The organism is Mycobacteriales bacterium (assembly GCA_035550055.1).
Taxonomy (GTDB): domain Bacteria; phylum Actinomycetota; class Actinomycetes; order JAFAQI01; family JAFAQI01; genus DASZTV01.
The window spans coordinates 1-11,532 of record DASZRO010000097.1 but is presented as its reverse complement, the minus strand read 5'-3'; the positions used below and the strand labels follow the sequence as shown (position 1 = coordinate 11,532).

Here is an 11,532-nt window from a genome sequence, read left to right as displayed (position 1 = left end):
CGCCGAGCATGAGACGAACACATCCAAGCCAGCCAACTCGGGAGCAGATCGATGGCGTCCCAGCCCAGCGCACTGGTCTGTAGCGGGCAGATCGAGCTTGACGAAGACCTTGCGGCAGAGCGGGCGCAGCCGCCCGGGCCGCGCCTGTCATTCGTGCGGGTGTTGTCAGCCGTGGCGGCCCTCGGGGTACTGGTCGCCGGCGGCGCGTGGGCGCTGTCCCGGCACGTCGCGAGTTCGGGTGGCACCGCCCTCGTCGCGGCGAGCGACCGCGCCTGGTTCGCGCCGTACGTCGACACCACGTTGCCGCCGTACCTGCAGTTCCAGGACCCCGCGGTCAACCCGGCGGCACATGTCGTGCTGGGGTTCGTCGTCGCCGACAAGCACAACGGTTGCTCGCCGTCGTGGGGCGGCGCGTACTCGCTGGACGGCGCCGCGCAGACACTGGCGCTCGACCGGCGGATCGCCGAATACCGTACCGAGGGCGGCGATCCGATCGTCTCCTTCGGCGGGCAGGCCAACAGCGAGCTCGCCACCACCTGCTCGTCAGCGACCTCACTGGAGACGGCGTACCGCTCTGTCGTTGATCGCTACCAGCTCGACACGATCGACCTCGACATCGAGGGCAGCGCGCTCTACGACGTCGCGTCGATCGAACGCAGGGACCAAGCACTCGTCGACCTCCAGCAGACGACCACCTCGGACCAGCCGCCACTCAAGGTGTGGGTGACGCTGCCGGTCGCGCCGGACGGCCTGCCAAGCGCCGCCGACCAGCTGGTCGCCCGCATGCTGCGCGACCGGGTGACCCTCGCCGGCGTCAACGTCATGGCGATGGACTACGGCACGCCGCAAGACGACATGCTGGCCGACGCGGAAGACGCGGTCACCGCCACCGCCCGGCAGCTCGCGACCGCCTACCAGCAGGCGGGCGAACCACTGACCAGCTCTGCGGTGTGGCGGCATCTCGGCGTCACCGCGATGATCGGCGTCAACGACACCCCCGGCGAGACGTTCACGACCCAGGACGCGACCGCACTGACGCGCTTCGCTTCCGAGCATGGGATGGGCCGGATGTCGATCTGGTCGCTGAACCGGGACGCCGCATGCACGACCGCGACGTTCACCGGCGCCGCTGTCCACTCGAACACCTGCAGTGGGGTGCGACAGACCTCGGTCGGCGAGTTCAGCAAGACGATGGCGAAGCTGTCACCGTCCAGCGCGACAGCGAACGCGGCGGGCGTCGACACAGCCGGCGCCGCCGACCCCATCGTCGCGAAGGACCCGGCGAACAGCCCCTACCCCGCGTGGCGGGCGTGGCCGGCATACGTGCAGGGCTATCGAGTGGAGCGCAACGGCAACATCTACGAGGCGAAGTGGCAGAACTCGGCCACGGACCCGCTCGCGGAGACCGGGGCGAACCCCAACCCGTGGCAGCTGCTCGGACCGGTACTGCCAAGTGACCATGCACCGCGGATCACCACGCTCGTCTCGGGCAGCTACCCGCAGTGGTCTCCGGCCCGGCACTACCAAACGGGCACGATCGTCACCTACCACGGTCTGCCGTACGCCGCGCAGTGGTTCACCGTCGGGACCTCTCCGGCAGCGTCCAGCCTCGGTGCGAACGCCTCTCCGTGGCTGCCGCTGTTCGACGTCGAAGGCGAGCCGTCCGCGGCGAACAGCAGCACGTTCGCGCTTCAGGGCATCGGCTGACCAAGGTTTTCGCCGACAGACCGTCGGAGTTTCGAGGCCGCACGCGACAGTAGAGATGTGAGTGGCCGTGCTGCTTCCCCGCCCGCCGAGCAGCAGCCGTTGCTGGCGCTGTACGACGAGGCGCTGCCCACTGTGTTCGGCTACCTGCTGTCGCGCTGCGGATCGGTCTCTGTCGCGGAGGACCTCACCTCGGAGACGTTCCTCGCCGCGGTCGCGGCGGTGCGTGCGGGAAGCGCGCCGCTCAGCGTGCCGTGGGTGGTGGGCATCGCGCGCCACAAGCTCGTCGACCACTGGCGGCGACGTTCCCGGGAAGAGTCGAGACTGGCGGCGGTCGCCGCCATCGCCGAGCACGACGACGACCCGTGGGACGTCCGGCTCGACGCGTTGCGCGCTCAGCAGACGCTGGCATCGCTCTCGCCGGCGCATCGGACCGTCCTCACGCTGCGCTATCTCGACGATCTCTCGGTGCCGGCGGTAGCGGCCGAGCTCGGCCGCACCCGACAGGCCACCGAGGTCTTGGTGTCGCGCGCCCGGGCTGCATTCAGACGTGAGTACGAGCTGCGAGGAGGCGACGATGGCTGACCCGCTGGAGATCCTCCGCCGCCCGATCGTGCCGCTCGACCCCGATCCGACGTTCGCTTCCCGGCTGCGTTCCCGCATCGAACGCGCTCTCATCGAAGGAGAAGAGATGACGACGAAGATTGGATCCCGCTTGCGCGCGCGAGCACATCGCGGACCCGCCGACGGAGACGTCGCGTTCTTCAGCCTGCACGTCCCGTCCGCGGAACGGGCGCGCGCCTTCTACAGCGACGTACTCGGTTGGCGGTTCGGCGACTCACTGGAGCTCGGCGGTTACGACAACGTCGTGAACCTCTCGTTGCCCGGCGGGGTGTGGGACGGCGAGCCCGTCCCGGGCGTACCCAACCCCGGCGTCCACCTCGTCCACCACGTCGCGGACATCGAGGCAGCCGTCGCGAAGGTGCGAGCACTCGGCGGCACCGCCGTCGACCCGTTCGAGACGCCGTACGGCATCCGCTCGCGCTGCACGGACGACCAGGGCAACGGGTTCGGGCTGGTCCACGAGTCCGGCGCGTCCGCCACGACCCCCAACGGCGAGCTGCCGGGAGACGTCGCCTACCTCACGTTCTGCCCGGGCGACGAGCAGCGCGCCGCGACGTTCTTCGGCGAGCTGTTCGGCTGGGGCTTCCACCCGGGCAACGTCGAGCACAGCCTGCAGATCGAGGGTTCGACGCCACAGGGCGGGATCTGGGGTGGCAGCGGCCGGCAGAACGTCATGCTGATGTACCGGGTCGACGACGTCGCGGCGGCGGTTGCGAGGGTCCGCGAACGTGGCGGCCAGGCCACCGACCCGGCGCAGATGCCCTACGGCATCACCTCGGACTGCGTCGACGACCAAGGCATGGCCTTCTACCTCGGACAGTTGTAGCCGACAGACCGCTCGCGCGACGATGATCGGGTGAGCTTGTTCAAGCGGAAGTCCGAGCCGGCACCACCTCCGCCGACGTACGCGCAGCAGCTCGAGACGATCGCGACGACGATGGCGCGGCCGTCGGTGGCCGCACGCGCGGACTTCGTGAAGCAGGTCGACTGCCCGCAGTGCGGTGGCACGAAGCGACTGCCGTCGGTCACGGCGTACCTCTACTGCGACTACTGCGGCGCGCTGATGGACTACGACTTCCGGATGGCCAACGCCGCCACCAACGCCGCGCTCACCAACACCGTCTACCACCACCTCGCGGCGCCGCTGCAGGCCCCGATGATCGTCGCGCGCAACGCCAACGACGCGGATTCGCTGCGCGAGTGCTATCGCACGATCTTCACCGAGTGGGTCAAGCAGTGCCCGCAGGCGGTGTCCCCGCGATGTGCCGACGAGGACTTCCGGGCACGCATGGTCACCTACCTCGTCGAGAGTGCGGTGGCCAAGGATCTCGACCCGGCGCAGCAGCCGCTGGAGGCCGAGATGCAGGTGCGCGCCAACGCGCTGGTGCGGGTCCCGATGGGCGACGGGGCGTGGCGGGTCGAGAACGGCTTCTGGGAGTACGCCGCACTGTTCAAGCGCCAGATGGAGCTCACCTACGCCCACCTCGCCGAGGTGGGCGTCCTCGCTCTCGACCCCGACGAGGCGCCGCCGGGCGTGCCGCTGCGGATGGAGTTCTCGACGTTCTGCCAAGGCTGGATCGCCCACTTGTCCCCGGAGGACGGCGAGAAGCTGCTCGAGATGTACGGGCTGCGCGGCGAGTACACGCCCTACGAACACATCGACACCGACACGACGCAGTGCGCGGGCTGTGGCGCCCGGCTACAGACCGTGCCGGGCGCCACCGCCGTCGTGTGCGACGGCTGCGGCCGCAAGCTCGACCTCGGCGGGGGCAGCGCCGCCTGTCAGGGCTGCGGCGCGCCGCTGTCGTTCCCGGTCGGGGTCAACCAGCTGAGCTGCCCGTACTGCGCGACGACCACCGCGCGCACCTAGCCGCGACGGGCTGGACGGCTCAGTAGCCGTACCCGCCGCCGGTGGCCGGCGACGATCCGGTCGAGCCCGAGCTTGAGCTCGCGGTCGACGCGGCGGCCGGCGTGCCAGCCGTCACCGGGTCCCCGGAGGCGCTGAGCGCGTACCACGTGCCCCAGGTGTCCTTGACGCCCTGGCCGTGGCCTTGACCCGCCGCGGTGTCGCCGACGTACTCGTAGAGCAGCCACCCGTTGTAGGTCGCGTAGGTCTCGCCGTCAGCCTGCTTGGTGGCGAGCAGCGAGGAGTTCAGTCCCGACCCGGCGGTCGCGGCGGTCGTGCCGTCGGGCAGCGACAGGTCCGGCCAGTACTTCGTGCACCCGCTCGCATCGGTGCAGGGGGCGTTCTTGGTGGTGCCCTTCGTCAGGACGTAGACGGTGCGGCCGCGGCCGTCGACGACCACGTTGCCCAAGCCGCTGACATTGGCCACGCTGAACGACGTCGCGGCGGTGTCCGCGGAGCCGCTGTCGCTGCTGGTGGACGCTCCGGCACCGGGGTTGACCGTCGAGCTGCCGCCCGAGCTGCTGCTGCCGCAGGCGGCAAGCCCCATCGCGGCGACGGCAGCGAAGGCGGCGACGCCCACCCGTCGGGCGGTCGGGTTGGTTCCCACGTGCTCGGGCATGACGGTTCTCCTGTCGAGAGATCAGCAACGACTCTCGCTTGACACGCACCGGTGGCCGGCTTGGTTCAGATCCCGATCGCCTGCGCCGTGTCACGTGGGTCCGCGCCGCCTTCGAGGACGCCGTCGCCGCGCCGCCGGATGACGGTCGCGGAGCCTCCCGCGGTAGGGATCGCCAGGACGGAATGACCGCGCTGTCGAAGGTCGGCGATGGTGTCGCCGCCGACCGCGTCCTCGATGGCGAGCCGCTGCGGTTGCGACAGCGAGATCGGGTCGGTGCCCGGTGTGGCGGTCCACAGCGCCGCGCTGACGGCTGCGCCGACGTCACGCGCGTGGTCGAGCAAGTGGATCAGGATCTGCGCATTCCACTGCGGCTGGCCGTCGCCGCCAGGAGTGTTGCCGACCAGCTCGAGCTCCCCGCTCGCCGCGTCGGTCACGAGATAGGTCAGCAGCGTGTGCATCGTGCGTTTGCGCGGCGCGACGAGATTGGGATGCCCGGGCCGCAGCGAGAAGCCTCGGCCGGCCCGGTTGTTCATGAGGATGCCCGTGCCGGCGGCGACCACGCCCGCGCCCCACGCCGCCGACAAGCTGTGAATGAACGACACCGCGTTGCCGGCGGCGTCGGAAACCACGAACGACGTGGTGTTCCCGTCGAGGTCACCGCCGCTGACCTGCGCAGCCGCTCGGCGGGGGTCGAGCGCGTCGCGCCGGCGACCGGCGTAGGACTTGGAGACCAGCTCGGCAGTCACGTCGGCGACGAACGCCGGGTCACCGCACCACCGGTTGCGGTCGGCGAACGCCAGCCTGGTCGCCTCGACGACCAGGTGCACGAGCTGCGCGCTGTCCGGCGCGAGCGCGGCGAGGTCGAACCCTTCGAGCAGGTTGAGAATCTCGAGCAGGATCAGCCCCTGCGACGGCGGGGCTGTCGTGTGCACCCGATGGCCGCGATAGTCGGTCGAGAGCGGTTCGTACGCCGACGCCGGCTCCATCGGGAGGTCGCCCAGCTCGAGCAATCCGGCGCCCGCGTGGGAGGCCGTCGCGATCGCGCGCGCGACGTCGCCGGTCCACATCGTCGTGGGATCGGCGGCGACTGCCGCGAGGGACGCCGCCAGGTCCTGGTTGCGGTGGACGGTGCCGGCGGTCGGTGGTTCACCGTTCGGCAGGAAGATCCGGGCCGCGGCCGGGTCGGCGGCCAGGCGTTTGGCGTCCATCGCGAGGTACTTCGCGCATCGCGCGTCCATCGGGTAGCCCTCGTCGGCGAGCCGGATCGCGTCCGCCCACAGCTCGGGCAGCGGTCGGCTTGCATGGTCGCGATGCAGCCCGGCGTACACCGACACCGCACCGGGCGTCGCCACCGACAACCAGCCGTCGAACGGCATCAGCTCGGTGAACCCGCGCTCGGCGAACGCTTCGGGTGTCGCGGTGGCTGGCGCCGGGCCACTGCCGTTGTACGCCGTGACCGTTCCGGTCGCGGCGTCGTAGACCAAGGCGAACGCGTCGCCGCCCAGCCCGCACATCTCCGGCATCGTCACCGCGGTCGCGCCGGCGACGGCGAGCGCCGCGTCGACGGCGTTGCCGCCATCGGCGAGCACCCGTGCTCCCGCCGCGCTCGCCAGCGGCTGTCCCGCCACCACCATGCCCTGCTTGGAGTACACGGTCTGCGCGGTCACAGCGCATTGATACCCGGAAAACCACTGACTTTCCGTGGGTCCCGGCGTCTACCCTGCTCAGCTGGACGAAGGGACCGCACATGTTGGACACCCGTAGACGCTGGGTGGCGTTCTACGTGCTGTGCCTCGGCACGCTGATGGTCGTGCTCGACTCGACGATCGTCAACGTCGCGCTGCCCTCGATCCGGGAGAGCCTCGGCTTCTCCCAGACCTCGCTCGCCTGGGTCGTCAACGGCTACATGCTGACGTTCGGCGGTTGCCTGTTGCTCGGTGGCAGGCTCGGTGACCTCTACGGTCAGCGACGCATCTTCGTCACCGGCATCACCGGCTTCACGCTCGCCTCGGTCGGCTGCGGGCTCTCCCAGACGCAGGCGATGCTGATCGGCTTCCGCGCCTTGCAGGGCGTCGGCGGCGCGCTCGCGACCGCGGTCGGCTTCGCCGTCGTCGTCACGTTGTTCCCCGAGCCGGCGGAGCGTGCGAAGGCGATGGGCATCACCGGGTTCGTGGCGTCGGGGGGCGGTGCGGTCGGCGTCGTGCTCGGCGGCGTCCTGACCGACCTGCTCAACTGGCACTGGATCTTCCTGGTCAACGTCCCGATCGGCGCTGTCGTCGTGACGTTGATGCTGCGGCTGGTCGACGAGTCAGCCGTGAGCGACACCACGCGCCGGCTCGATGTCGCCGGCGCGGTGACCGTCACCGGCGCTCTGATGCTGGCGGTCGACGCGGTGGTCAACGGCGACCAGGCCGGGTGGGCCTCGGCGCGCACGCTCGGCTCGCTCGCCGTCGCGGTGGCGTTGTTCGCGGCGTTCCTGGTGATCGAGAAGCGCACCGCCGTACCGCTGGTGCGGCTCTCGCTGTTCCGGTCGCGCAACCTCGCCGCGGCCAACGTGATCGGCGTGCTCTGGGCCGCGGCGATGTTCGCGTGGTTCTTCCTGTCCGCGCTCTATCTCCAGCTGGTGCTCGGCTACTCCTCGTTGCAAGTCGGCCTCGCGTTCCTGCCTGGCGACCTGGTGATGATGGTCTGCTCGGTGTCCTGGTCGGCGAAGCTGGTCAGCCGTTACGGCTTCCGTCGCCCGATGGCCGGCGGGTTGCTCGTCGCCTCCGTGGGCCTGCTGCTGTTCGCCCGCGCGCCGGTCCACGGCGGGTTCTGGCTGGACGTGCTGCCGAACATGGTGCTGCTCGGGCTCGGCGGCGGCATCGCGTTCAACCCGATGCTGCTCGCCGCGATGAGCGACATCGCACCCGAGGAGTCCGGGATCGCCTCAGGTGCGGTGAACACCGCGTTCATGATGGGCGGCGCGCTCGGGCTGGCGGTGCTGGCGAGCATCGCGGCGGCGCGTACCGGCGACCACAGCGCACCGGCCTGGCTGCTGTCCGGCTACCACCTCTCGTTCGCGATCGGCGCCGGTGCTGCGATCCTGGCGGCGGTGGTGGGCTGGTGGCGGATCCGCGAGCCACAGGTGAGCGACGACGAGCTCTACGACGACTCGCTGCTGGTGAGCGCCACCGGCTGAGCGCGCCTTCTCCTCGCCGCGGTGTCAGGCGGCGGACCGGCCGCGGCGCTCGAGGAGGCCGGCGAGGCGATGCAGCGCCAGCCGGTTGCGCAACGTCAGCAGCGGCACGCTCAACGGGCCGGCCAGCCACAGCAGGCCGCCGGTCGGCCGCTCGCTCATCGTGATCCGGGTGCGGCCGTCGGTCGGTTCGAGCCGGAACTCGACATCGGCGACGATGATCGGCCGGGCCTTGATCTCGAGCTGCACCAGATGCGGTCGGTCGCAGTGGCGCATCGTCGTCGAGTCCTGCATCTCGACCGGGCGCAGCCCGATCGCGTGGTGGAAGCGGGCACCTTCCGCCGGCCAGTGGCGGTCGACGTCACGCAGCCGATGCGCCCCGACCACCCAGGTGACGTAGGCCTGCGGGTCACACAGGACGTCGAAGACAGTGTCAGGGTCCGCATCGACGACGATGCTGTCGGTCGGCGTCACGCCTCGCCTCCTCTGCGGCTCCTTCGCAGTGCCGCCCCGGTGGCGGCGGCACCGGCCAGGGCGAGCGACGTACGCCTGAGCCGGTGTTGCGTGACCGCGGCGCGCGCCGCGTTGGCGCCACATGCGCCGTGCACGCCGCCGCCGGGGTGGGCCGACGACGACGCGAGGAACAGACCACGGATCGGGGTTGCGGGGCGCCCGAGCCCGGGGGTCGGCCGGAACACCAGCTGCTGGTGCAGCGCGGCCGTGCCACCGTTGACGGCGCCGCCGATCAGGTTGGCGTTGAGCCGGTGCAGGTCACCGGGCGCGAGTACCCGTCGCTCGAGGATCCGGTCCCGGAATCCCGGCGCGTGCGCCTCCAGCCGGCTCTCGACGCGCTCGGCCATCGCGTCGCACTCGGCCTGCGTCCATTCGCCCGTCAGGTCGCCTCCGGCGTCACCGCGGACCTGCTGCGGCACGTGGGTGTAGGCCCACAGCAGCTGGCGGCCGTCCGGCGTACGCGTGGGGTCGGCGACGTTGGACTGACCGACGACGACGAACGGCTTCTCCGGGATCATCCGCTCCGCGAGCTGAAGCCCCGTCAGTGAGAGCTCGCTGACGCTGTCGGCCAGGTGGACGGTGCCGGCGCCGGCGACGTCGGGGTTCGCCCACGGCGCGGGGCCGTCGAGGAGCCAGTCGACCTTGAACGTCGAGTTGTCCAGCTGGAACCGGTCGACGTCGGCCACCACCGCTGGCGGAAGGTGCGCTTCGCCGATCAGGTCGCGGTACAGGTGCGGGGCCGACACGTCCGCGAGGACCGCACGCCCCGCGGCGTACTCGTCTCCGGACTCCGTGACGACGGCGTGGACGCGACGCCCGCGGATCACGAGCCGGCTGGCCCGCGCGCCGCAGACGACCTCGCCACCGTAGTGGCGCAGCCGGCGTACCAACGCCGCGGTGAGCTGGCCGGATCCGCCTTCGGGGACCGGGAACCCCGCGTCTTGGGCCACCATCGCGAGCAGCCAGCCGAAGAAGCCGCTCAGCGGGAGGTCGGGGGTCAGGTCGGAGTGCAGCGCGTTGCCGGCGAGCAGCATGGTCGCGCCGTCCGCAAGACCGTCTTCCTCGACCATCCGTCGCAGCGGCAGCACCGCGAACCTGGCGAAGCGCGCCAGGTCTGCCGGGCCGAGTCGGGCGGCGAGCGAGGCGGCGCCGCGCACCGGCGGGATCGGCGCGCCGAGCAGCGCGTCGAGGAGCGGCTCCTGGACGCGCCGCCACCGCTCGAACAGCTCACGCCAGCGCGCGCCCTGCCCGGCGCCGAACGTCTCGAGCGAGGCTGCCGTCGCCTCGAGGTCCCTGGACAGGACGGCGCAGCGTCCGTCGAGGAACGGGTGGGCGACCACGGCCGGCGCGTGCCGCCAGCGCACGCCCCACCGCGGCAGGTCCAGGCCGACCAGCGGAGGTGAGACGGCGCTGAGCGGATAGAAGCTGCTGAACATGTCGTAGCGGCAACCCGGCGCGATCTCGGCAGAGCGAACCGCCCCGCCGGGTTCCGGCTCGGCCTCGAGGACGACGACGCTCCAGCCGCGTTCCGCGAGCAGGTTGGCGGCGACGAGTCCGTTCGGCCCCGCGCCGATCACGACGGCGTCGGTCATCGTCGCGGGTCGCGAGGACCGGCGTCGGTACGACGCTGTTGCTTCAACTCGCTTTCGAGGACGTGGCGCTGGCCCTGCAGGAGCACGCCGCGGCTGCGGCGCTCGGTCTCCACGGCGGCGGCGTAGTAGTTGTCGTCGAAGTCTTCGACGATCTGGAAGGTCCAGCGGCCGGCGAGGACGTCGCGCCCGACGATCCGTTCGCGTACCTCGGCGGCGAGCTCCTCATGTCCGGCGGCCGCCAGGTCGTCGGCGGCCTCACCGAACAGCAGGTCTGCGCGTCCGATGAGCTGATGGACGTCGTAGAGCGCGCCGCGGACGCGATGGACGTATTCCAGCGCCTCGCTCAGCTTGCCGTGCGCCGCAACGGTGGCGTCGTCGACCCCGTGCGGCCGGCGCGGCGCGTCCTCAGGAGCTACCGCCGACGCCATGACGGCCAGATACCCCGGAGGGTTTGCTCTACGCCGGCGGGAGCGGTTCCTCGCACCGCAGGTGAGCACCGAGGCCGACGATGCGCAGCGTCTGGGCGACGAAACGGCTGGCGTTTCGCAGCCAGACCTCCGCGCCGTGAGCCGGTGCGGCGTTGCACAGCCGGCGCAGCGGGGTGCTGCCGGCCGAGTCGAGGAAGGTCACCCCGACCAGGTCGACCGAGATCGCCGGCGCCGGACAGCCGAGGATGCGATCGATCTGGGCATCCAGCGCTGGTCGGACGAGCAGATCGATCTCGCCCGCGAGGCTCAGGACGGCGGTTGGCGCGTCCCAGGTGATGCTCGCGTGGTCCCACTGGGGACTGCGCGGGCACGGAATGGAATATCGAACGGTCATGAGGATCAACCCGATCGTTGTCGGGTCTTGCAGTCGGATCCGGAAAAGCGACGGCAAGGCCGAGTGGCCGCTGGTCGCTACTGACCGCACATCTTTCATAGCACAGCGACGGTCTTCGGACGGACGCCCGCACCACGTTTAGACGGCCGCGGCGTATGGGAAAGATCGTCGCCGCTATGGCGGGGTACGAATCCACCAGCACTCATGAGGGCGATCTTCGAGCGTTCCTCGCCGACGCGCGTGACCGTGACGCCGACGCGCGTGACCGCGACGCTGACGCGCGTGACCGCGACGCCGACGCGCGTGACCGTGTCGCCGACGCGCGTGACCTGGCGGCGACTGCCCGCGACCGCGTGGCCGACGAACGGGTCCGCGCCGCCGAGGCCGAGCTCGCCGGCTTGGGAGTCGCGATGGGCACCCGGGCGATCATCGAGCAGGCCAAGGGGATGATCATGATCACGCTGAAGGTGGACGAAGCCGCCGCGTTCGACGTCCTGGTACGACGCTCGCAGACGAGCCACCTGAAACTGGTGGACGTGGCGCGGGAGGTCGTCCGAGTCGGCTCCTCGAAGCG

12 protein-coding genes are annotated in these 11,532 nt (G+C 70.9%); 6 read left to right on the top strand and 6 right to left on the bottom strand.

The window, feature by feature from the left end; translation table 11 throughout:
• Nucleotides 1–51 precede the first annotated feature (51 nt).
• Genes VG899_14625 through VG899_14610 form a run of 4 tightly spaced genes read left to right on the top strand, consistent with a single transcriptional unit; the run spans nucleotide 52 to nucleotide 4,198 of the window.
• Complete coding sequence (locus VG899_14625; GenBank protein ID HWA67593.1) at nucleotides 52–1,707, top strand: hypothetical protein; 1,656 nt, start codon at nucleotides 52–54, stop codon at nucleotides 1,705–1,707.
• A gap of 57 nt (nucleotides 1,708–1,764) precedes the next feature.
• Nucleotides 1,765–2,289: a sigma-70 family RNA polymerase sigma factor gene (locus VG899_14620; GenBank protein ID HWA67592.1), complete on the top strand. Its 525-nt coding sequence runs from the start codon at nucleotides 1,765–1,767 to the stop codon at nucleotides 2,287–2,289.
• Nucleotides 2,282–3,154: a VOC family protein gene (locus VG899_14615; GenBank protein ID HWA67591.1), complete on the top strand. Its 873-nt coding sequence runs from the start codon at nucleotides 2,282–2,284 to the stop codon at nucleotides 3,152–3,154. Before VG899_14620 ends, VG899_14615 begins: the two co-directional genes overlap by 8 nt.
• Before the next feature lie 30 nt (nucleotides 3,155–3,184).
• The gene (locus VG899_14610; protein HWA67590.1) at nucleotides 3,185–4,198 is read left to right on the top strand and encodes a hypothetical protein; all 1,014 of its coding nucleotides are present in this window, start codon (nucleotides 3,185–3,187) and stop codon (nucleotides 4,196–4,198) included.
• A gap of 19 nt (nucleotides 4,199–4,217) precedes the next feature.
• Here VG899_14610 and VG899_14605 read toward each other — a convergent pair whose 3' ends face one another.
• Complete coding sequence (locus VG899_14605; GenBank protein ID HWA67589.1) at nucleotides 4,218–4,853, bottom strand: hypothetical protein; 636 nt, start codon at nucleotides 4,851–4,853, stop codon at nucleotides 4,218–4,220.
• 65 nt (nucleotides 4,854–4,918) lie between these two features.
• Nucleotides 4,919–6,520 carry a gamma-glutamyltransferase gene (locus tag VG899_14600; GenBank protein HWA67588.1) on the bottom strand — a complete coding sequence of 534 codons (1,602 nt, stop codon included), beginning with the start codon at nucleotides 6,518–6,520 and terminating at the stop codon, nucleotides 4,919–4,921.
• Nucleotides 6,521–6,600: 80 nt separating this feature from the next.
• Here VG899_14600 and VG899_14595 point away from each other — a divergent pair, with 80 nt between their 5' ends.
• Nucleotides 6,601–8,034, top strand: coding sequence for an MFS transporter (locus VG899_14595; protein ID HWA67587.1), 1,434 nt, complete (start codon nucleotides 6,601–6,603; stop codon nucleotides 8,032–8,034).
• Nucleotides 8,035–8,058: 24 nt separating this feature from the next.
• Here VG899_14595 and VG899_14590 read toward each other — a convergent pair whose 3' ends face one another.
• Genes VG899_14590 through VG899_14575 form a run of 4 tightly spaced genes read right to left on the bottom strand, consistent with a single transcriptional unit; the run spans nucleotide 8,059 to nucleotide 10,958 of the window.
• Entirely contained in the window at nucleotides 8,059–8,505 is a 447-nt protein-coding gene (locus tag VG899_14590) for an SRPBCC family protein (protein HWA67586.1), read from the bottom strand.
• Nucleotides 8,502–10,136, bottom strand: a complete 1,635-nt coding sequence (locus VG899_14585) for an NAD(P)/FAD-dependent oxidoreductase (GenBank protein ID HWA67585.1) — start codon at nucleotides 10,134–10,136, stop codon at nucleotides 8,502–8,504. Before VG899_14585 ends, VG899_14590 begins: the two co-directional genes overlap by 4 nt.
• Complete coding sequence (locus VG899_14580) at nucleotides 10,133–10,564, bottom strand: hypothetical protein (GenBank protein ID HWA67584.1); 432 nt, start codon at nucleotides 10,562–10,564, stop codon at nucleotides 10,133–10,135. The genes VG899_14585 and VG899_14580 overlap by 4 nt, the downstream gene beginning before the upstream one ends.
• Nucleotides 10,565–10,592: 28 nt before the next feature.
• Nucleotides 10,593–10,958, bottom strand: a complete 366-nt coding sequence (locus VG899_14575) for an STAS domain-containing protein (protein HWA67583.1) — start codon at nucleotides 10,956–10,958, stop codon at nucleotides 10,593–10,595.
• A 176-nt stretch (nucleotides 10,959–11,134) separates the two neighbouring features.
• Here VG899_14575 and VG899_14570 point away from each other — a divergent pair.
• The coding region (locus VG899_14570; GenBank protein HWA67582.1) for an ANTAR domain-containing protein at nucleotides 11,135–11,532 on the top strand (398 nt) is incomplete at its 3' end.